The sequence below is a fragment of the Aliarcobacter skirrowii CCUG 10374 genome (genome assembly GCF_003544835.1).
Taxonomy (GTDB): domain Bacteria; phylum Campylobacterota; class Campylobacteria; order Campylobacterales; family Arcobacteraceae; genus Aliarcobacter; species Aliarcobacter skirrowii.
Genome location: NZ_CP032099.1, coordinates 1,023,215 through 1,044,134, shown reverse-complemented (window position 1 = coordinate 1,044,134; position 20,920 = coordinate 1,023,215). Strand labels below are relative to the sequence as shown.

Here is a 20,920-nt window from a genome sequence, read left to right as displayed (position 1 = left end):
AAATAGATAAATTATAAATTGAGAAAATTTATAGTAATATTTCGAAGTTTCAAAATAAAAAAAGGATAGAGATGAATTTCTTGTTTAATAAATATAGTCACTTTAATTTGGCAAATATAGTAACATTTTTTAATATATCTTGTGGAATTATAGCTATATATTTTCTAACTCATAATGAGTTTATTGGTGCTGCACTTTTTGCTTGGTTGGCAGGTGCTTTTGATATATTTGATGGAAAAATTGCCAGAAAATATAATCTTTCGACTGAATTTGGAATACAACTAGACTCTTATGCTGATTTTTTATCTTTTGTTATTGTTCCTGCAATGTTTATATATTTTGCTATCTTTGATGGCAAAGAGGAACAGTTTAATATGGCTTTATTGGCAGGTGTATTTATATATTATATTATTTGTGGATTAAGAAGATTGATTCAATTCAATATAAACTCTGAAGAGGGTGAAGTTGAGAGATATTTTATAGGTGTTCCAACACCTCTTGGTGCAATTTTACTTTGGATTGTATATTTAATTTTTTTGACAGGTTTTATAAATGAGTATATAGTTTTATTTTTAATGATAGTTATTGGATATCTTTTAAACTCTAAAATTAAGATAAAACATTTATGAAAAAAGAGATTATTACTATTGATTTAGGATCAAACTCTTTTAGAGTTTTAAAGTTTGATTGTGAAAATTTTAAAATATTAGATGAGTATCATCAAGTTGTTGGTTTAGCAGATGGATTAATAAATACACAAGTTATTAGTCAAGAGGCTCAAGAAAGAGTTATAGAAGCACTAAAAATTGCTAAAGAGAAATTAAAGTTTGAACCAAAAGATGCTATTTGTGTTACAACAGCAGCAATGAGAAAAGCAAAAAATTCTCAAGAAGTTTTAGAGTTTTTTAGAAGAAATGGTGGTGTTAACTTTACAATAATAGATGAATATGAAGAGGCTAGACTCACTTTTTTAGCTATAAAGTACGCTTTAAAAAGAGAGAATATTCCAAATGAAAAGTTTATACTTTTGGATATTGGTGGTGGTTCAACAGAGCTTGTAATATCAAATAAAGATGATTTTCTTACAAAAAGTTTTGATTTTGGAATAGTTACAATGACTCAAAAAACAAAAAAGAATAAACAACTATTGGATTTGGAGTTAAAAAACAAAAAAGAAGAGATAAAAGAGTTTATAGCTAATTTAGGAATAGATTTAGAATCTTATTTCTTTGTTGCAACAGCAGGAACTCCTACAACAATAGCAGCTATAAAACTTGGATTTAGTTATTTTAATTATGATAAAAATATTGTAAATGGAACAGTTTTGCAAATAGAAGATTTGGAAGATAGCTTAACTTTACTAAAAGAGACATCTTTTGAAGATTTGATAAAAATAGCTGGAAAAGGTAGAGTTGAATATCTTGAAGTTGGAACTTATATCTATAAAATATTTTTTGAAGCTTTAGAAAAAAAGAGCTCTATAGTTTTAGATGATGGGCTAAGAGAGGGTGTTGCAATAAATTTTGCACTTAATCAAAGTAAGGCTTAAGATAGTAGCCTTACACTTTGCTCTTGAACTATATTTGCTTGAGAAGCAGCTAAATAACCAGCATTTATATTTATATTAGCTTTTGTAAAATCACTTGACTCTCTTCCAAAATCAATAACATTGTTATTGTATCTTTGCTCATCAATTCTATTTCTTACATCTTCTATTAGTTGTTTGGAAAAATTTTCAAACTCATTTGCAATATTTCCAATTTGAGTTGCTGTATCTTCAACTGATTTAATAGCTTTTTGTAAGTTTTCTGGATTATTTAAATCACTATTATTTATTGCATCAAAAATATTATTTGTAAAGTTTGCTATGTTTGGTTTAGTAATTGAGTATAAGCTTCCATTTGCACTAAGAGTTATAGAGTCTTGATCATCGCTATATCTACTTGCAATTAGATTTTCATCTTTATATTTTGTACTAAAAGCCAATTGATTAAAATCTCTTAACTCTTGATTTATCTCTTGCTTTAAATCATTTTTATTTTGAAGATTTTCGCTATTTTGTAATTTTTGGTCTATGTTTTTTAAAAAATCTTGAAGATTGTTCATAGATGCTTCTGCTATTTTTGTTTTTGCTATAGTCTCATTTGTAGATTGTATATCTTGAGAAAATTCACTTCTTATTATTGAGCTTTTACTTACAGCTAAACTAGTTGATTCACTACTTTGAAAATCTTCTACGCTATACTTTAGTTGAGACTTCTCTAAAGCTATATTTTGATTACTATTTAAGTTGTTTAAGTTTTGAATACTGTTTGTATTATTTATAGCATTTATATCCATATTTGTGTCTCCTAGAAACATTTTGTGCATCTATTGTATCATATTTTAATTAATATATATTTTTTGACTTAAAAAACATAATTAGTTCTTTAAAATTAGATACTTTAATGCTACTTTGGGTAAAATATTCACTTAATTTTTAAGATTATGGAGTATGAGATGAAAATAAATGGCGCAAGAATGGTTATAGAATCATTACATCAAGAAGGGGTAGAAGTTGTTTTTGGATACCCAGGTGGTGCCATTATGAACGTCTACGATGAAATTTATAAACAAAATTATTTTGAACATATTTTAAATAGACATGAACAAGCTTGTGTAATTGCTGCTGAGGGTTATGCAAGAAGTACAGGAAAAGTTGGAGTTGCAATAGTTACTTCAGGACCTGGATTTACAAATGCAATAACTGGAATTGCAGATGCTTATATGGATTCAATTCCATTGGTTATAATCTCAGGTCAGGTTCCAACAACAATTATTGGAACTGATGGTTTTCAAGAAATAGATGCTGTTGGTATCTCAAGACCTTGCACAAAGCATAACTATTTGGTAAATAAAATAGAGGATTTACCAAGAATACTTAAAGAGGCGTTTCATTTAGCAAAAACAGGAAGACCAGGTCCTGTTCATGTTGATATACCAAAAGATATAACTGCACAAATTGGTGAGTTTGAATATCCTACTGAAGTTAATATGCCAACTTATAAGCCAACAATTAACTACAATAAAAGACAGTTAAAAAAAGCTATGGAGGCTATTTCAAATGCAAAAAAACCTCTTTTATACATAGGTGGTGGAGCAGTTTTATCAAATTGTGGATATGAGATTAGAGATTTAGCAAAAAAATTAAATATTCCTGCTGTTGAAACTTTAATGGCAAGAGGAGTTATGGGTGATGAAAATCCACTTTTCTTTGGAATGCTTGGAATGCATGGAGAGTATGCTGCAAATATGGCAGCTTATGAGACAGATTTATTAATATCTTTGGGAGCTAGATTTGATGATAGAGTAACTGGAAGATTAGATGAGTTTGCAAGTAAAGCAAAAGTAATTCATATAGATATTGATCCAACAAGTATTGCAAAACTTGTGGTTGCTGATTATCCAATAGTTGGTGATTTGAGATTAACTGTAAAGGCAATGCTTGAAGAGTGTGAAAATTATGAATTTAATGATTTTTCAAATTGGGTTGAATTATTAAAAGATTATAGAGAAAAAGAGCCCTTAAGATATTTTGATACAGATGAGTTAATTAAACCTCAATGGGTTATTGAAAAAGTTGGAAAAGTTTTAGGAGATAATGCAATTATTTCAACAGATGTTGGACAACATCAAATGTGGACTGCGCAATTCTTTCCATTTTCACATCCAAGACAGTGGATAACAAGTGGTGGATTAGGAACAATGGGGTTTGGTCTTCCAGCTGCACTTGGAGTTGCAAGAGCATTCAAAGATACAAATAGAGTAGTTGTAAACTTTACAGGAGATGGCTCTATTTTAATGAATATTCAAGAGTTAATGACTTGTAGTGAGTATAAACTTCCTGTTATTAATATTATTTTAAATAATAACTACCTTGGAATGGTAAGACAGTGGCAAACAATGTTTTATGATAATAGATTAGCGCAAACTGATTTAACAAATCAACCAATATTTAAAACTCTTGCTGAATCATTTCACTGTTTAGGATATACAGTTTCAACAAAAGATGAGTTTGAAAAAGCATTAAAAGATGCAGTTGAGCAAAGAAAACCAGCAGTTATAGAGGTAATTGTTGCTAGAAATGAAGAGGTTTTACCAATGGTTCCAAATGGACACTCTTTAAATGAGATGACTTTATTAAAAGGAGATAGATAATGAGTAATTTTAACAACTATTATAATAGTGAAACAATAAGACAAGTTATCTCTGTAGTAGTTTTAAATGAACATAATGTTTTATCAAGAATTGTAGGACTCTTCTCAGCTCGTGGTTATAATATTGATTCTTTAACGGTTGCTCCAATGGCTGAGAGCCAATACTCAAGAATGACAATAGTTACAACTGGAGATAAAAGGGTAATTGATCAAATTGTTAAGCAATTAAACAAATTGATTCCAGTATTAAAGGTAAATGAGCATAGAAATGTTATTGAAAAAGATACAGTTTTAATGAAGTTCTCAATTGATAATAACTTATCAGATATAGATGTAATAGCACGTGCTTATCATGGATCTATTCAAAATGTTACAGATGAAGCAATTATAGTTTCTGCAACAGATTCAAGTGATAGAATTATTAATTTTATTAAAGTAATGGAAAAGTTTAATCCACTTGAAGTTGTAAGAAGTGGAATAGTTGCTATGGAGAGATAATATGACTTTAAAACAAATAGCAAATTATTTACAATTAGATTGTGATACGGATATTGAAATTACAGCTTTAAATAGTTTAGAAGATGCAAATATTAATGAGTTATCATTTTTAGAAAATCCCAAATATGTTGAGAAATTAAAATCTACTAAAGCAGGAGCTGTTTTTGTAAATAAAGAGCTATTAAATGAAGTTCCAAAAGGTGTAGTTGCATTAGTTTGTGATGAACCATATTTGAATTTGGCAAAAGCTAGTAAGCTTTTTGCACCAAAACTTTTTGAAACTGAAGGTAAAGAGCCAATTATTGGTAAAGATACAATTATTATGCCAAATGTTTTTATTGGTAGAAATAGTATTATTGGAAGTAACTGTACAATTATGGCAGGAAGTTTTATTGGTGATAATGTTCAAATTGGTAATAACACAATAATTTATCCAAATGTAACAGTTTATAGAGATTGTAAAATTGGAAGTGATTGTATAATTCACTCTGGAACTGTTATTGGAAGTGATGGATTTGGATTTGCAAATACAAAAGATGGAAAATATATAAAAATCTATCAAAATGGTAATGTAATAATTGGATCTGATGTTGAAATAGGTGCAAATTGTACTATTGATAGAGCTGTATTTAAATCTACTATTATTGAAGATGGTGTAAGAATTGATAATTTAGTTCATATCGCACATAATTGTAAAATAGGAAAAGGTTCTGTTTTGGTAACTCAAGTTGGAATTGCTGGTTCTACAACTTTGCAACCTTATGTTGTGATGGGTGCTCAAAGTGGAGCTGCTGGACATCTTGAAATTGCAGCTTTCTCAACAATTGCAGCTCGTGGTGGAGTTACAAAAACTATTAAAGAACCTAAAAAAACTTGGGCAGGTTTTCCTTTGATTGAGCATAGAAATTGGCTTAAACTTCAAGGAAAAATATCTAATTTACTTAAATAAAAGGATCTGTTATAGCTAAAAAAGTCATCTCTCTCATTTTTTTAACTATTATTTTATATTTTGAGTTTACTACTATTGTAAGCTCAAAGGATAGCGTTGGAAATATTGGAAGTATGTTTGCAAACTTCTCTTTTAAATATTTCTCATATTTATCATATGTTTATTTACTATTTTTACTTTATCCTTTATATTTAATAAACTTTAAAAAAGAGTTGGATAAAAAAGATTTATATTTAAATCTATTATCACTTTTTATATTTTTATTTATAGCATTGATTTTTCAAGCACTTATTGTGGAAAATCCTTACAATAGGGGAGAACTTGGAAATATTTTTGTAGATACATTAACTCCATTTATTGGAAAAGCTGGTCTATATCTATTTGTTATTGTTGGATTTGTAATATCTTTATTAATTATTTTTGAAACAATGGATTTAAATTTTGATGATATTAAAAAATTTAGAGCTAGAATAAAATTAAAAAATCAAAATGAGAAAAAATTTACAATAACAAAAAATAGAACTAAAACTATTGATAATCAAAAGAATCTACCAATTGTTCAAGAAGTAAATAAAGAGTTGAAAAACGATAATAAATCAATAAAAGATGAAGATGTTTTAGATGCAGATCTTATCGAACTTGATAATGAAATTGAGGTTAAAAACAAAGGTGCTAATACTAGCAGTTTGATTATTGATGAGCTTGAAGAGAATGCAAAACTTCTTTCAGAGCTTGAGTTTGGAAAAACTGAAAAACCAAAAGATTTTATACTTCCACCAACAAACTTTTTTCAAGATGCTCCAAAAGAGAATAAAACAAAAGTAAATGAAGCTTTTATTGATAAAAAAATTGCTGATTTACTTGATAAACTTGCTATGTTTAAAATAGATGGGGATGTTGTAAGAACTTATACAGGACCTGTTGTTACAACTTTTGAGTTTAAGCCAGCTCCAAATGTAAAAGTATCAAAAATATTAAGTCTTCAAGATGATTTAGCAATGGCTTTAAAAGCTCAAACAATCAGAATTCAAGCTCCAATTCCAGGAAAAGATGTTGTTGGAATTGAGGTTCCAAATGAAGATACTCAAACAATTTATTTAAAAGAGATGCTTGATAGTGAAATTTTCCAAAACTCTAAATCTCCTTTAACTATGATTTTAGGAAAAGATATTGTAGGAAAACCTTTTGTAACAGATCTTAAAAAACTTCCTCACTTACTAATTGCTGGAACAACTGGAAGTGGAAAATCTGTTGGAATAAACTCTATGATATTGTCACTTTTATATAAAAACTCACCAGATAATCTAAGGCTTGTAATGATTGATCCAAAAATGCTTGAGTTTTCAATGTACAATGATATTCCTCATCTTTTAACTCCAGTTATTACAAAAGCTGTTGATGCAATAAATGCATTAGCAAATATGGTAGCAGAGATGGAAAGAAGATATTCATTGATGGCTAAAACAAAAACAAAAAATATTGAAAACTTCAATGAAAAAGCACAAAAAGAAGGTCTTCCTACAATGCCATATATTGTTGTTGTTATTGATGAGTTAGCTGATTTAATGATGACAAGTGGAAAAGATGTTGAATACTCAATAGCAAGACTTGCTCAAATGGCAAGAGCTAGTGGAATTCACTTAATTGTAGCAACTCAAAGACCTAGTGTTGATGTTGTAACTGGACTTATAAAAGCAAATTTACCAAGTAGATTATCATATAAAGTAGGGCAAAAAGTAGATTCTAAAATTATTCTTGATTCAATGGGAGCTGAATCACTTTTAGGAAGAGGAGATATGTTGTTTACACCACCTGGAATGCCAGGACTTGTAAGAATACACGCTCCTTGGAGTACTGAAACTGAAATTGAAAAAGTTGTAGAGTTCTTAAAAAATCAAAGAGAAGTTGAATATGATATGAACTTTATAAAAGATAAAAATATTAGCTCTCTTACTGGTTCAAATAAATCAGGAATAAATAGTGATGATATAGAGTTAGATGAGCTTTATGAAGATGCAAAAGAGGTTATATTTACTGATAAAAAAACATCTATCTCATATCTTCAAAGAAGATTAAAAATTGGATACAACAGAGCTGCAACAATTATTGAACAACTTGAAAAAACAGGTGTTTTAAGTGAAGTTGATGCAAGGGGAAATAGAGAGATTTTATTGTAAAATTACATTTTAAAATAATTAATAAGGATTATAAAATGTTTTTTGAAAATAAAGTAGTATTTATAACAGGTGCAAATGGTGGTTTGGCTAAATCATTTATTGAATCGCTTTTAAAAAATCGTGTTAAAAAGATTTATTGTACAGCAAGAGATTTAAGTAAGCTAGAAGAGTTGAAAAAATTATCACCAAAAATAGAGATTTTTGCTTTAGATATTACAAAAAAAGATGAACTTGAAAAAGTCGCTTCAAAGATTGAAAATATTGATTTTTTAATTAATAATGCTGGAGTAAATAGCCAAAAAAGAGTTATTGATGATAGTAAAATAGATTTTGAAGTAAATCTGTTTGGAACACTAAATAGTTGTCAAATATTATCTAAAAAATTAAATAAAAATGGCTCTATTGTTAATATTACATCAATTTTAGCTTTAATAAATCTTCCTATAATGGGTCTTTATTGTGCTTCAAAAAGTGCTTTACACTCAATAACTCAAGCTTTTAGAGCAGAGTTACAAAAAGAAAATATAAAAGTTTTTGAAGTTTTACCAGGACCAATTGATACAAATATGACAAAAGGGCAAGATATGCCAAAAAGTTCAACTTCGGCAATAGTTGAGGCTGTTTTGGAAGGAATAAAAAATAGCGAACTTGAGATTTATCCTGATGAGTTTTCTAAAATGGTTAAACAAAGATTGCAAAATGATAAAGATAGTTTAGAAAAAGAGTTTTTGAACTTGCTATAAGTTTTAAATAAGATTATTTATAATCTTATTTAATCAAACATTTTAAAGTTATCATCTTCACTTCCATCTTTTTTTCTATTTTTAAATTTCCACATTGTAATAAAATATTTAATACTTGCGAAACTCAAAATAATAGCTATTAAAAACATTAAAAAATAAGATATAAACATTAATATTTCCATAAATAAGCCTTTTATTTCTATTAAGTAAAAAATTCTATCAAAATTTCTCAAAGAATAAAAGAAAATTATGCTAGAATAAAGAGATTTTATTTTAAGGAGTAATTATGAATACAAGTATAGTAGGAAGACATATAAAACTTACGGACGCAATAAAAGATTATATCAATAGTTCAATTGATACATTTAAAAAATATAACTTGGATATTATTTCGGTTACTTCTACAATTGTTGGAGATGAAAAAGCAAAAGGTTTTACTTTTGAATTCTCTTTAAATATTGCAAATATTGATACAGTTGTTATTAAACAAAAAGATAAAGATTTATACACTGCAATTGATATAGCAACAGATAGAGTATCAAAGGTTTTAAGAAGACACAATGACAAAATAACTGCTCATAAAGCAACTAAATTTAGTGAAGCTGTTGAAGTTGAAGATGGTGTTGCAAAAGAGCTTGAGAGGTTTGAAGATGAGATTATTCCTCAAAGATTAACTTCTTATAAACCAATTGATATAGAAGAGGCTTTGGAAGATTTGAAAAACTCTACTGCTTTATTTAAAGTTTTTTATGATAAAGATGATAATATGAGAGTTTTATACAAAGCAAATGCTGCTGGAAAATTTGGTTTATACTAAGATTTAGTAGTAAAAAAACTAAAAGGGTATTAGAAAAAGCTAATACCCTTTTTTAATTTAATTGAATTTAGGATTTAAAAAAATATGCAAAATGACTTAAAAAAAGTTGCACTAATTGGGCAACCAAATGTTGGAAAATCATCACTTTTCAATAGACTTTCAAATAGAAGAATAGCAATTGTTTCAGATGTTGCAGGTACTACAAGAGATATTAGAAAAAATGAGATAGAGATAATTGATAGAAGTGCAATTCTTCTTGATACAGGTGGAATTGATGATACAAATGATGAGATTTTTTTAAATGTAAAAAAACAAGCAATAAAAACTGCCAAAGAGGCTGATATTATACTTTTTATGGTTGATGGTAAAAATATTCCAGATGATAAAGATAAAGAGCTTTTTTATGAGTTATTAAGATTAGGAAAAGAGTTAGCATTAGTTGTAAATAAAATAGATAATGATAAAGAGTTAGAGAGACTTTGGGAGTTTTTTGAATTTGGAATAGGAGATGAAAATCTATTTGGAATATCAGTTTCTCACAATCGTGGAACAAAGAAATTATATGAATGGATCTATGATAAACTTCCTGAAAATCCAGAAACAGTTGCTAGACAAGAGCAAGAAAGAAGACTAGAAGCTCTAAAAGAAGAGCATGGTGAGTTTTATGAAGATGATGATGAAGATTTTTCTATAGGAGAAATTGAGGATATAGAAGATGAAAAAATAGAAGATGACACTTCTATAAATGTTGCAATTATTGGAAAAGTTAATGTTGGAAAATCATCTATTTTAAATGCACTTGTTGGAGAACAAAGATCTGTTGTATCACCAATTGCAGGAACTACAATAGATCCAGTTGATGAGACATATTTTTATAAGGACAAAAAAATTACTTTTGTAGATACAGCTGGATTAAGAAGAAGAGGAAGTATTGAAGGAATTGAGAAATTTGCTTTAATGAGAACAAAAGAGATGTTAGAGAAAGCAAATGTTGCTTTAGTTGTTCTTGATGCCTCAAATGAACTTGCTGATTTAGATGAAAAAATTGCTGGTTTAGTTGATGAGTACGGATTGGGTACAATTATTGTTTTAAATAAATGGGATGAAAATATGGATACATTTCAAAAAATGGAAGAGGAGATTAGAAGAAGATTTAGATTCTTAGCTTATGCTCCAATTTTAGCTGTTTCTGCAAAAACTGGAAGAAGTATAGATAGATTAAAGGATAAAATTGTTGAAATTTTTGATAACTATACACAAAGAATTCCTACTTCAAAACTAAATAAAGTTATAGAAGAGGCTATTAGAAGACATGCGCTTCCAAGTCCAAATGGAGCAAGATTAAGAATTTATTATGCTACACAATTTAACTCAAGACCACCAAGAATTGCACTTGTTATGAATAAGCCAAATCTTTTACACTACTCTTATAAAAGATATTTAATAAACTTTTTACGAGAGCAGTTCAATTTTGAAGGAACACCAATTCATGTTGTAGCTCGTGGAAAAAATGATAAAGTTGGTGATGAAGAGTATTTGGAAGATAAATAGTTATGTCAAAAATCTATCTTTTAAATAATCAAAATTTTGAAGGTGTAGTTAATTTAGAAGTTTTTAAAGTAAAAAGTCTAAATTATAATCTTGACACTACAAAATATGATGCTTTGGTTTTTACTTCAAAAAATGCGATATTTTCATTGGAAAAAAATTGTATTGATTGGAAAAAAATCCCATCATATTTAATAGCATCAAAAACAGCAAAAGAGGCTTTAAAACTTGGTGCAAACATAGCATTTGTTGGAGAAAGTGGTCATGGAAATGATTTTGCAAATGAGTTAATTCCTCATTTAAAAAACAAAAAAGTATTATATTTAAAAGCTTTGAAAACAGTATCAAATCTTCCAGAAATTTTAAGAGAAAATAGTATAGATTTAGATGAAGTTGTAGTTTATGAAACAACTTGTAATGATGATTTAAAAATAATTGATTTAGAAAAAAATTCAACTATAATTTTTACATCTCCTTCAAGTGTTGAGTGTTTTTTTAAGAAATTTTCATGGCATAGTAGTTTTAAAGCAATTGTTATTGGTAAAACAACAGCTTTGTATCTGCCAGAATATATAAAAGATTATCAAATTAGTTCAACGACTGATGTTAAAGAGTGTGTAAAACTTGCTTTGAGTAATATTGCTTAAATTTAATTACTATTTTAATCTTTTTTAGATAAAATCTCCAATTCTAAGTAGTTCGGGATTTCCATTACTTGCGGGTCCGATAATATTTTATTTTATACAAATTTGTAGTTATACAGTGTGTAGCGTTTCTTTTGTTTACGCTCCTAAAGTATTCTCTTGTATATATACTTGGCTTTTAGGGCCACCTTATGGTTATCGGCTACTTGGGTTTTAAAAATAATAAAGGGAAAAATATGAATATATTAATACTTGGAAGTGGTGGTAGAGAGTACTCTATAGCACTAGCACTTAAAAAAGAGAATTCACACAAACTATATTTTATGCCAGGAAATGGTGCAACTTCTGATTTAGGAACTAATATTAATATAAAAGATTATAATGATTTAGCAAAATTTGCAAAAGAAAATTGTATTGATTTAACGATTGTTGGACCAGAAGCTCCACTTGTAGATGGTGTTGTTGATATATTTAAAAAAGAGGGTTTAACTATTTTTGGTCCTTCTAAAAAAGCTGCTCAACTTGAGGGTTCAAAAGCTTATATGAAAAATATATTAAAAAAGTATAATATACCAACAGCAGCATTTATTGAAACATCTAATAAAAAAGATGCTTATGATTTTATTGATAATATGAAAAATCTTCCAATAGTTGTAAAAGCAGATGGTCTTTGTGGAGGTAAGGGTGTAATTATTGCACAAAGCAAAGAAGAGGCTAAAAATACAGTTGATGATATGTTAAATGGTAGTAGTTTTGGCGAAGCAGGAGAGACTGTTATTGTTGAAGAGTTTTTAGATGGTTATGAACTTTCAGTTTTTGCAATTTGTGATGGTGAAAACTATAAAGTTTTACCAGCTGCTCAAGATCATAAAAGAGTAGGTGATGGGGATACTGGACCAAATACAGGCGGAATGGGTGCATATGCTCCAACTCCTTTGGTAAATGATGATATTTATAAAAAAATAGAAGAGAGAGTAATTAAGCCAACATTAAAAGGGATGCAAGAAGAGAATGCACCATTTGAAGGTGTTTTATTTATTGGTATCATGGTTGTAAAAGGTGAACCAATAGTTTTAGAATACAATGTTAGATTTGGTGATCCTGAGTGTGAGATTTTAATGCCTTTGATAGAATCAAAAGTTTCTGAACTATTCTATTATGGAGCAACAAAACAGCTTGATAAGCTTGATATTAAGTTTAAAAATAAGTTTGCAGTTGGTGTTGTTATGGCAAGTGCCAACTATCCATATAGCTCTTCTGCCCCTTCAATTATATCTTTATCAAATATCGTTGATAAAGAGCTTTTAGAAAATAGTCATATCTCTTTTGCTGGTGTTGAAAAAAAAGATGGAAATCTTATAGCAACAGGAGGAAGAGTTGCTGTTTGTGTTGCAATTGGAGATAGTATTAAAGAGGCTAGAGATAGAGCTTATTTACTTAGTTCGGAAATATCTTTTGATGGTAAAAAGTTTAGATCAGATATTGCATATCAAGCTTTAAAATAGAGATTTAAAATGCAAAATAGTGAGAATTTACAGTTAGCTTCTATGCGTTCTAGAGCTTTTGCTTTTGTAATTGATGATTTAATAGTTACGCTACTTATAAGTTTAGTTTATTGGGATAGTATTGTTGCTGCTGGTAATAATACAGAAGCATTAATATCACTTTTATCAACTCTTGTATTACCTTTATTGGTATTAAAGATTATATATCATACTTTTTTTATTTGGTATTATGGTCAAACTTTAGGTAAAAGATTAGCAAAAGTTAGAGTGATTGATGCTAATCATTGGGGAAGAGTTACATTTTTTCAATCTTTTTTAAGATCAGTTGGAAGAGTAATATCTGAACTATTCTACTATATAGGTTTTGCAATAGCTTTTTTTAATGATGGAAGAAAAACTTTTCACGATTTTACAGGTAAAACGCTGGTTGTAGATGCTTAAAAATTTATTTTTGATTATATTTTTACTCTTTAATTTTTCCTATGGAAATGAAAAAAAAGAGAAACTTCAATTGGTTGCAAAAAATATAGAGGCAAAAGATAATACTATAATAGCATCTAATAGTGTTATAGCATATTCACCATCTTATTATATTAGTGCCGATAAATTAATATACGATAGAGATAAAGAGAGTTTAGAACTCTTTGGAAATGTTTTAATAATAAAAGATAACAAAATTCAAACACAAAGTAATTATGCTTATTTGGATATGAAAAATGATACAGCTTTACAAGAACCTATATTTTTATTAGATGAGAGTACAAATATTTGGGTAAATGCGAAAGAGTTAACAAAAGAGAAAGAGAAATTAGAGCTTATTGATTCAATAATTTCATCTTGCGACTGTTTTGATCCAGCTTGGAGTATTAAAGCAACTAGTAGTAATTATGACACAAAAGAGATGTGGATAAATACCTTTAATACAAGATTATACATAAAAGATGTTCCTGTGTTTTATCTACCATATTTTGGTTTTCCAACAGATACAACAAGAAGAACAGGACTTTTGTTTCCAACTATTGGTTATGCTAAGAAAGAAGGACTTTTATACTCTCAGCCAATATTTATAGCACCCGCAAGTAATTATGATTTTGAACTATCTCCTCAAGTAAGAACTCAAAGAGGATATGGAGTTTATGGTACTTATAGATATGCAAACACTTTAAATAGTATGCTTAGAATTAAAATGGGTTACTTTAAAGAGAGTGACTCTTATGTAAAGGATAGAGAACTTCAAAGTAATCAACATTATGGAGCAAATTTAGATTATGAGCAAAAATATATTTTAACAGATGAAAATAGTGTTTATCAAGATGGAACATACGCATCTTTGAACTATTTAAATGATATTGAACATATTGAACTTGAAAAAATTAGTGGAAGTGTTTCAACAGATCGAAATGTAGAATCTAAATTAAATTACTATTTTAATACTCCAAACTATTATGCTGGTACTTATTTAAAATATTATATAGATACTCAAGCAAATAGCAATGATGCGACTATGCAAGAGCTTCCTCAAGTTCAGCTACACTCATATAATAAAGCTTTATTTACAAATAATTTAATATATTCAGCAGATTTAAAATATCAAAACTTTACTAGACAAAAAGGTCTTGAATCACAAGTTTATAATTTAAATATACCTATTGGATATACTAGAAATATTTTAAATGATTATATCTATATAGGAGTTGATAATAAAACACTATTTACTAGTTACAGATACAACAATTCAAATATTAACTATGAAGATGGTACTTTAATACAAAATTTAACTACTTTTAAAGTTGGTACAGATTTGATAAAGCCTTATAAAAACTATATTCATAGTATGAATTTAAGCTTTAATTATGAAATACCAGATAATCTTCATAAAGATGGAGATTTATACAATGTAACAGTAAAAGAGGAGAATGATTTAGCAAAGTTTGAAGAGCTAAAAACATTTCCAACTATTCAAAATAAAAAAAGAGCTATTTTAAGATTAAATCAATCTATTTATGCCAAAAATAGTCATAAGCAGATTATTAATCACCAGTTGAGTCAAAGTATTTATTATGATAAAAGTGATAATGCTAAACTTCAAGATTTGGAGAATTATTTAAGAATTAATTTTAAAAATACAACTTTTTCTGGTAAAGTTGTATATAATGCTGAAGATAAAAAGATAGTTGAAACTAGTCTTGATGGTACTTTTGATTTTGAAAACTTTAGTGTAACAAGTGGTTATTATAGCTCTGTAAAAACTAATAATGAGTTTTTTAGTAGAGATGACTTAGAATCTTTTAGGCTTGATGCAAAATATAATTTTAATAAATATTATTCAATGAGATATTATGAAAATTATGATTTGCAAGAGAAGATTAGAAATAGACAAGGAGTTGGTTTTTCTATAAATGAGAGCTGTTGGAGCTTAGATTTAAGGTATGAAAGAGAGATAATTCCAACTTCAAGTAGTAGTTATAGAAGTAGAGAACAGGATATAGTTTATGCTACTTTAGTTTTAAAACCAATTGGTGGAATTAGTCAAAATTATAAGGTATATGATAGTGAGCAAAGATAAAATATTTTTCAAAGATAGAAAAGAGGCTGCAAAGCAACTTCTTGAAGTTCTTCCACTTGATTCAATGAGACTTGAAGAGTGGATTGTAATATCTAGTTCTTATGGTGGTTATGAAATTGCTAAAATTGTTGCAGAAGCATTAAATGCAAAATATGAAATAATGTTTAATGAAAAAATTTATGCTCCAAATAATGATGAGTGTGAAATAGCTGTTGTAACAGAGTTAGAAGAGGTTTTAATACATGAAGAGCTTGTAAAATCATTTGATATAAATCTAGATTTAATATATTTGTACTCAAAAGAGATTTTTGAAAATAAAATAAGACCAAATATCTTTAAATTTAGAGCAGGTGAGAGATTACAAAAATTACACGGTAAGAATGTTTTAATAGTTGATGAAGATGTAAATGTTGGTTTGGTTATGATGGCTTGCATAAAAACTATTATAAATCAAAAAGTTAAGTCTATTAGTGTAGCAACTCCTATTCTATCAACCACTAGTATAAAAGCAATTGATGCAATTACAGATGATCTATATTATGTAAAAAATTTAGATCACTATATAGAGGGTAACTTTTATTATGAAAATTTAAATAGTTTAACTATAGAAGATATTGAAAAAATTAAAAATGAAGGATAAATAAATATGGCAATAGTATGCGAATTGGAATTAAATAGACAAAAAGAGATTTTTGAGTTTGAAAAAGTAGCAAAACAAGCAAATGGTTCTGCTCTTGTTAAAGTAGGAAATTGTGTGGTTTTAGCAACTGTTGCATCTGAATTTGATAATCCTGTTAGTGAAGATTTTACTCCATTAACTGTTCAATATATTGAAAAAACTTATGCTGCAGCAAAACTGCCTGGAGGATTTATCAAAAGAGAAGGAAAACCAAGTGATTTTGAAACATTAACTTCAAGAGTTATAGATAGAAGTTTAAGACCACTTTTTCCTAAAGGTTTTGTTTATCCAACAACAATTACAGTTATGGTTTTAAGTTCTGATAAAGATGTTGATTTACAAGCAATCTCTTTAAATGCAGCTAATGCAGCACTTTATACTTCAAATTTACCTATTAAAAAGTCTGTTTGTGGAGTTAGAGTTGGAAAAATAGATGAAAATTTAATAATTAATCCAACTAAAGAAGATTTAGAAAAATCGACTTTAGATCTATTTATAGCTGGTTCAAAAGAAGAGTTGTTGATGATTGAGATGAAAACAATATCTTCTTTAAATGATTCAAAACATCTTACAAATGAGATGGAAGAGTCTGTTTTAGTTGATGCTATAGCTTTTGCACAAGAAGCACTAAAAAAAGCAAATATTTCATATGAGACAAATTTCGAAAAAGCTTGTAAACAAAAAGCAAATGTTGAACTTATTGAATTTTCAATAGCTAAAGAGATAATTGATTATGTAAGAGATAATTTCTCAAATGATATAAAAATGGCTATAAAAAAACTAGCAAAAAGTGAAAGAGCTGTTGAATTAAAAGAGCTTGCAAAAGAGATATCAAAAAATGATTATTGCCTTAAAAATGAATTAGAGTTTTCAACAATTTATGAAGCTGTTAATATTGTAAAAAGAGAAATAGTTAGACAGATGATTGTAAATGAAAAAGTAAGAGCAGATGGAAGAGGACTTAAAGATGTAAGACCAATATCTATTGAGACTAATATTCTTCCTTCAGCTCACTCATCTTGCCTATTTACAAGAGGAGAGACACAAGCACTTGTTATTGGAACTCTTGCTGGAGCAAAAGATGGTCAAATGTATGAAGTTTTAGCAGATAGATCTACATCTATGGAAAATTTTATGGTACATTATAACTTTCCAGGTTTTAGTGTTGGTGAAGCAAAACCTATTTTTGGTGTTGGAAGAAGAGAGCTAGGGCATGGTAATTTAGCTAAAAAAGCTTTAGAGGCAACTATTAATCCAAACTTTAAAGATACAGTAAGATTGGTTTCTGAAATTTTAGAATCAAATGGTTCATCTTCAATGGCAACTGTTTGTGGTGGTTCAATAGCATTAAAAGCAGCAAAAGTTCCTATTTCAAACTTAGTTGCTGGTGTTGCAATGGGAATGGTTGTTGAAGGTGATAAATACTCTATTCTAACAGATATTATGGGACTTGAAGATCATGATGGTGATATGGATTTTAAAGTTGCTGGAACAGTTAATGGTATTACAGCTTTACAGATGGATATAAAACTTGGGGGAATAGAGTTAAGCGTATTAAAAGAGGCACTTTTACAAGCAAAAGAGGGTAGAGTGCATATTTTAAATATAATGGAAGAAGCATCAAAAAATATAACAGATAGCTTAGCTTTACCAAAAAGTGAAGAGTTCAATATCGATAGTTCAAAAATGATGATAGTTATTGGTAAAGGTGGCTCTACTATAAAAGAGATTATAGAAAAATATAGTGTAAATGTAGATTTAGATAGAGATAATGGTATTGTTAAGTTAAGTGGCGAAGACTCTTCAAAAATAGCCGAAGCTACTGAGTTTATCAAAGATTTAGTAAATAACTCAAACTCTTTTAAGCAGACCAATAAAATAGATTTTGAAAAAATATATAATGTAGATGAAATTGTACATGGGAAAGTAGAGAGATTGGTTGATTTTGGAGCATTTATTCTTCTTGAAAAAGGTGGTGAAGGATTGTTGCATATCTCAAAAATATCAAAACAAAGAGTTGAGAAAGCTAGTGATGTATTAACTCTTGGACAAGAGATAGATGTTAAAGTGCTTAAAATACAAAAAGATAGAATAGAATTGAGCTTAAACTAGAGGATAAATAATATTAAATTAATATTTTTTTTGGTACGATAGTAAAATTTTAAATGAAGATAATTAAGGGGTTTATATGGCCAAGCTTTTAATAGTAGATGACTCTACAATGTTAAGAGATATGTTAAACTATGCTTTAAATGAGGGTGGATATACTGATGTTGTTGAAGCTATTGATGGTGTAGATGGTTTAGCAAAAGCAAAAAGTGCTACTTTCGATTTGATTATAACAGATATAAATATGCCAAATATGGATGGAATTGATTTAGTTAGTGAACTAAGAAAAATTCCTCAATACTCAAAAACTCCTATCTTAGTTTTAACTACTGAAAGAAGTGATGAGATGAAGGCAAAAGGTAAAGTAGCTGGTGCTACAGGATGGATTGTTAAACCTTTTGTACCTGATCAGCTATTAAAAGCTGTAAATATTGTACTAAGCAAATAAAGAAGGGGGATAGTATGTCGTTTGATATTTCAAAATATAGAGAGATGTTTTTAGAAGAGGCTGTTGAGCTTTTTGAGTCAGCAGATAATGTTTTACTAGAAGCTGAAAATAATGGTAGTTTAACAGACGATGAAATGGGACAGCTATTCCGAGATGTTCATACACTAAAAGGTAGTGGTGCTTCTGTAGAGTTGGCTTATTTTGCAGAATTCACTCATGATGTTGAAAATCTTATGGATAAATTAAGAAGCCATAAAATAGAGTATAAACCAGAAATGGCTGAAACTTTAATTGATGGTTTAGATGTTATGAAAGAGATTTTAGAATTAGAAGTTGCAAATCAAATGACTAGAGAAAAATTTGAAGAGATGACTAAAGAACTTTTAGAAGAGATTAGAGCTTATTCAAATAGCGATAGCTCTTCTAAATCAACTACAAAAGAGAACCCTAACCCTACTCAAGCATCTCAAAAAGTAGAAAGTGTAAAACCTCAAGAAAATAGTAATAATTCTAAAAAAGATTTTAGAAATAGAGCTTTTGGTATTTTTGCAGATGAAGAGGAAAATTCAGAGAGTTTTGGTTTCTTTGATGATAGTTATAGTAGCTCTTCTAATGGTTCTGGATTTTTTGATGATATGCCTAAAATAACTCCAGATTCAGTAATGGAAATTGGTGAAAATAATAGCATAGATGAAAATGAATCAAATGAGAATAATGAAGTTAAAGATGATAACTCAAATCAAGAAGTTTCATCTGAAAATAAAAGATCAAGAGATAAAAATAAAGTAGATAAAGAAGAGTCTAAAAAATCTATATCAAACAATAATAATAGTATTAGAGTAAACTTAGATAAAATTGATCTTTTAATGAACAATGTAGGGGATTTAGTTATTACAAATGCCATGCTTACTCAATTTTCTTCAACAATTGAAGAGTCGAAAATAAGAGGTTCTGTATTAGAAAGATTAGAACTTCTTGAAAGACATATTAGAGATATGCAAGATAGTATCATGAGTATTAGAATGGTTCCTATGGACTCTATTTATTCAAAATTCCCAAAAGTAGTAAGAGATATATCTAAAAAACTTGGTAAAAAAGTTGAGTTTAAACATTATGGAGATAATGTTGAAATAGATAAAGCTATGATTGAGGGATTAACAGATCCATTAATGCATATTATTAGAAACTCTTTAGATCATGGTATTGAAATGCCTGAAGATAGAGTAAAAGCTGGTAAGAGTGATACAGGAACAATATCTATATCTGCTGAGCAAGCAAATGGTCAAATGATTATTACAATTGAAGATGATGGTAAAGGTGTTGATAGTGAAAAAATTGCTCAAAAAGCTCTTGAAAAAGGACAAATAGATGAGCATCAATATAGTTCAATGTCAAATAATGAAAAAGCTCTTTTAATTTTTGGAGCGGGTCTTTCAACAGCTGATCAAATTACAGATATTTCAGGTCGAGGCGTGGGAATGGATGTTGTAAAAACAAATATTCATAAGCTTGGTGGGGTTATAAAACTTGATACTGAGATTGGAAGAGGAACTACAATTACAATTATGCTTCCTCTTACTCTTGCAATTCTTGATGGGCTTGATATTAGAGTAGGTGATCAAAAATATATTCTACCTCTTAGCTCAATTGTTGAATCTTTACAGCCAACAGCAGATATGATTAAAAAAATTGGAGATGGAACTCAAGATCTTTTGATGTTAAGAGAAGAGTTTATTCCTGTTGTTAAACTTCATAAGCTATTTGGACTTAAAAAAAGTTTTGAAAATTTAGAAGATGGTATGTTAATCGTTGTAAGATCTGGAAGTACTAAAGTTGCTTTATCTATTGATGAGTTCTTAAATCAACATCAGGTTGTTGTTAAACCTTTAGATAAAAACTTTAGAAGTGTTCAAGGAATTGGAGCAGCAACAGTTAGAGGAGATGGAAGTATCGGATTAATTTTAGATGTTCTAGGAATAATTGATGCACAAATTAAAATTGAAAGAAAAATGAATTCATCAAAAAAGGCATCATAAATTGA

Annotated in this window: 19 protein-coding genes; 17 read left to right on the top strand and 2 right to left on the bottom strand. The window is 28.5% G+C overall.

From position 1 onward, the window contains the following. Positions 1 to 71: 71 nt before the first annotated feature. Complete coding sequence (locus tag ASKIR_RS05440; RefSeq protein WP_066161246.1) at positions 72 to 629, top strand: CDP-alcohol phosphatidyltransferase family protein; 558 nt, start codon at positions 72 to 74, stop codon at positions 627 to 629. Next, positions 626 to 1,549, top strand: coding sequence for a Ppx/GppA phosphatase family protein (locus ASKIR_RS05435; RefSeq protein ID WP_066161247.1), 924 nt, complete (start codon positions 626 to 628; stop codon positions 1,547 to 1,549). The genes ASKIR_RS05440 and ASKIR_RS05435 overlap by 4 nt, the downstream gene beginning before the upstream one ends. Here ASKIR_RS05435 and ASKIR_RS05430 read toward each other — a convergent pair. After that, positions 1,546 to 2,340: a flagellin gene (locus ASKIR_RS05430; RefSeq protein WP_115588349.1), complete on the bottom strand. Its 795-nt coding sequence runs from the start codon at positions 2,338 to 2,340 to the stop codon at positions 1,546 to 1,548. The two genes, ASKIR_RS05435 and ASKIR_RS05430, sit on opposite strands and share 4 nt — an antisense overlap. Before the next feature lie 159 nt (positions 2,341 to 2,499). Here ASKIR_RS05430 and ASKIR_RS05425 point away from each other — a divergent pair, with 159 nt between their 5' ends. From ASKIR_RS05425 to ASKIR_RS05405, 5 genes are all read left to right on the top strand, one after another. Next, complete coding sequence (locus tag ASKIR_RS05425) at positions 2,500 to 4,197, top strand: acetolactate synthase large subunit (RefSeq protein WP_066161249.1); 1,698 nt, start codon at positions 2,500 to 2,502, stop codon at positions 4,195 to 4,197. Next, positions 4,197 to 4,694, top strand: a complete 498-nt coding sequence (gene ilvN, locus ASKIR_RS05420) for an acetolactate synthase small subunit (protein ID WP_066161250.1) — start codon at positions 4,197 to 4,199, stop codon at positions 4,692 to 4,694. Before ASKIR_RS05425 ends, ilvN begins: the two co-directional genes overlap by 1 nt. Before the next feature lies 1 nt (position 4,695). Next, complete coding sequence (gene lpxD / locus ASKIR_RS05415; protein WP_066351247.1) at positions 4,696 to 5,643, top strand: UDP-3-O-(3-hydroxymyristoyl)glucosamine N-acyltransferase; 948 nt, start codon at positions 4,696 to 4,698, stop codon at positions 5,641 to 5,643. A 113-nt stretch (positions 5,644 to 5,756) separates the two neighbouring features. Continuing rightward, positions 5,757 to 7,820, top strand: a complete 2,064-nt coding sequence (locus ASKIR_RS05410; protein WP_066161252.1) for a DNA translocase FtsK — start codon at positions 5,757 to 5,759, stop codon at positions 7,818 to 7,820. A 35-nt stretch (positions 7,821 to 7,855) separates the two neighbouring features. Next, complete coding sequence (locus ASKIR_RS05405) at positions 7,856 to 8,563, top strand: SDR family NAD(P)-dependent oxidoreductase (RefSeq protein WP_066351254.1); 708 nt, start codon at positions 7,856 to 7,858, stop codon at positions 8,561 to 8,563. A gap of 29 nt (positions 8,564 to 8,592) precedes the next feature. On the opposite strand, the gene ASKIR_RS10260 is transcribed toward ASKIR_RS05405, so the two are convergent. Beyond that, on the bottom strand, positions 8,593 to 8,745 hold the full coding sequence (locus tag ASKIR_RS10260) for a hypothetical protein (protein WP_164698885.1): 153 nt from the start codon (positions 8,743 to 8,745) through the stop codon (positions 8,593 to 8,595). 104 nt (positions 8,746 to 8,849) lie between these two features. Here ASKIR_RS10260 and hpf point away from each other — a divergent pair, with 104 nt between their 5' ends. The 10 genes from hpf to ASKIR_RS05355 all read left to right on the top strand — a co-directional run bounded on the left by hpf (position 8,850) and on the right by ASKIR_RS05355 (position 20,915). Further along, positions 8,850 to 9,380, top strand: coding sequence for a ribosome hibernation-promoting factor, HPF/YfiA family (gene hpf / locus ASKIR_RS05400; RefSeq protein ID WP_066161254.1), 531 nt, complete (start codon positions 8,850 to 8,852; stop codon positions 9,378 to 9,380). An 84-nt stretch (positions 9,381 to 9,464) separates the two neighbouring features. Beyond that, the gene (gene der / locus ASKIR_RS05395; RefSeq protein ID WP_066161255.1) at positions 9,465 to 10,931 is read left to right on the top strand and encodes a ribosome biogenesis GTPase Der; all 1,467 of its coding nucleotides are present in this window, start codon (positions 9,465 to 9,467) and stop codon (positions 10,929 to 10,931) included. Positions 10,932 to 10,933: 2 nt separating this feature from the next. Beyond that, positions 10,934 to 11,575, top strand: coding sequence for a uroporphyrinogen-III synthase (locus ASKIR_RS05390; protein ID WP_066351255.1), 642 nt, complete (start codon positions 10,934 to 10,936; stop codon positions 11,573 to 11,575). A 233-nt stretch (positions 11,576 to 11,808) separates the two neighbouring features. Then, positions 11,809 to 13,077: a phosphoribosylamine--glycine ligase gene (purD, locus tag ASKIR_RS05385; protein WP_066351257.1), complete on the top strand. Its 1,269-nt coding sequence runs from the start codon at positions 11,809 to 11,811 to the stop codon at positions 13,075 to 13,077. Between the two features lie 9 nt (positions 13,078 to 13,086). Beyond that, positions 13,087 to 13,518 (top strand): RDD family protein, encoded by a 432-nt coding sequence (locus tag ASKIR_RS05380; RefSeq protein ID WP_066161258.1) that lies wholly within the window; start codon positions 13,087 to 13,089, stop codon positions 13,516 to 13,518. Further along, positions 13,511 to 15,643 carry an LPS-assembly protein LptD gene (locus ASKIR_RS05375; protein ID WP_066351260.1) on the top strand — a complete coding sequence of 711 codons (2,133 nt, stop codon included), beginning with the start codon at positions 13,511 to 13,513 and terminating at the stop codon, positions 15,641 to 15,643. The genes ASKIR_RS05380 and ASKIR_RS05375 overlap by 8 nt, the downstream gene beginning before the upstream one ends. Then, positions 15,630 to 16,283 (top strand): phosphoribosyltransferase family protein, encoded by a 654-nt coding sequence (locus ASKIR_RS05370; RefSeq protein ID WP_066161260.1) that lies wholly within the window; start codon positions 15,630 to 15,632, stop codon positions 16,281 to 16,283. The genes ASKIR_RS05375 and ASKIR_RS05370 overlap by 14 nt, the downstream gene beginning before the upstream one ends. 6 nt (positions 16,284 to 16,289) lie before the next feature. Next, positions 16,290 to 18,434, top strand: a complete 2,145-nt coding sequence (locus ASKIR_RS05365; protein WP_066351261.1) for a polyribonucleotide nucleotidyltransferase — start codon at positions 16,290 to 16,292, stop codon at positions 18,432 to 18,434. A gap of 76 nt (positions 18,435 to 18,510) precedes the next feature. After that, positions 18,511 to 18,879 carry a response regulator gene (locus tag ASKIR_RS05360; RefSeq protein ID WP_066161262.1) on the top strand — a complete coding sequence of 123 codons (369 nt, stop codon included), beginning with the start codon at positions 18,511 to 18,513 and terminating at the stop codon, positions 18,877 to 18,879. A 14-nt stretch (positions 18,880 to 18,893) separates the two neighbouring features. Continuing rightward, positions 18,894 to 20,915 (top strand): chemotaxis protein CheA, encoded by a 2,022-nt coding sequence (locus ASKIR_RS05355; RefSeq protein WP_066351262.1) that lies wholly within the window; start codon positions 18,894 to 18,896, stop codon positions 20,913 to 20,915. Positions 20,916 to 20,920: the final 5 nt, after the last annotated feature.

What these genes read in the sequence shown, in the direction of transcription:
- ASKIR_RS05435 (WP_066161247.1), top strand. Translation starts at nt 626, where the DNA reads ATGAAAAAAGAGATTATTACTATTGATTTAGGATCAAACTCTTTTAGA.
- ASKIR_RS05390 (WP_066351255.1), top strand. Translation starts at nt 10,934, where the DNA reads ATGTCAAAAATCTATCTTTTAAATAATCAAAATTTTGAAGGTGTAGTT.
- lpxD (WP_066351247.1), top strand. Translation starts at nt 4,696, where the DNA reads ATGACTTTAAAACAAATAGCAAATTATTTACAATTAGATTGTGATACG.
- ASKIR_RS05410 (WP_066161252.1), top strand. Translation starts at nt 5,757, where the DNA reads ATGTTTGCAAACTTCTCTTTTAAATATTTCTCATATTTATCATATGTT.
- ASKIR_RS05440 (WP_066161246.1), top strand. Translation starts at nt 72, where the DNA reads ATGAATTTCTTGTTTAATAAATATAGTCACTTTAATTTGGCAAATATA.
- ASKIR_RS05355 (WP_066351262.1), top strand. Translation starts at nt 18,894, where the DNA reads ATGTCGTTTGATATTTCAAAATATAGAGAGATGTTTTTAGAAGAGGCT.
- ASKIR_RS05425 (WP_066161249.1), top strand. Translation starts at nt 2,500, where the DNA reads ATGAAAATAAATGGCGCAAGAATGGTTATAGAATCATTACATCAAGAA.
- ASKIR_RS05360 (WP_066161262.1), top strand. Translation starts at nt 18,511, where the DNA reads ATGGCCAAGCTTTTAATAGTAGATGACTCTACAATGTTAAGAGATATG.
- ASKIR_RS05365 (WP_066351261.1), top strand. Translation starts at nt 16,290, where the DNA reads ATGGCAATAGTATGCGAATTGGAATTAAATAGACAAAAAGAGATTTTT.
- hpf (WP_066161254.1), top strand. Translation starts at nt 8,850, where the DNA reads ATGAATACAAGTATAGTAGGAAGACATATAAAACTTACGGACGCAATA.
- der (WP_066161255.1), top strand. Translation starts at nt 9,465, where the DNA reads ATGCAAAATGACTTAAAAAAAGTTGCACTAATTGGGCAACCAAATGTT.
- ASKIR_RS05430 (WP_115588349.1), bottom strand. Translation starts at nt 2,340, where the DNA reads ATGGATATAAATGCTATAAATAATACAAACAGTATTCAAAACTTAAAC.
- ASKIR_RS05380 (WP_066161258.1), top strand. Translation starts at nt 13,087, where the DNA reads ATGCAAAATAGTGAGAATTTACAGTTAGCTTCTATGCGTTCTAGAGCT.
- ASKIR_RS05405 (WP_066351254.1), top strand. Translation starts at nt 7,856, where the DNA reads ATGTTTTTTGAAAATAAAGTAGTATTTATAACAGGTGCAAATGGTGGT.
- ASKIR_RS10260 (WP_164698885.1), bottom strand. Translation starts at nt 8,745, where the DNA reads ATGGAAATATTAATGTTTATATCTTATTTTTTAATGTTTTTAATAGCT.
- ilvN (WP_066161250.1), top strand. Translation starts at nt 4,197, where the DNA reads ATGAGTAATTTTAACAACTATTATAATAGTGAAACAATAAGACAAGTT.
- ASKIR_RS05375 (WP_066351260.1), top strand. Translation starts at nt 13,511, where the DNA reads ATGCTTAAAAATTTATTTTTGATTATATTTTTACTCTTTAATTTTTCC.
- purD (WP_066351257.1), top strand. Translation starts at nt 11,809, where the DNA reads ATGAATATATTAATACTTGGAAGTGGTGGTAGAGAGTACTCTATAGCA.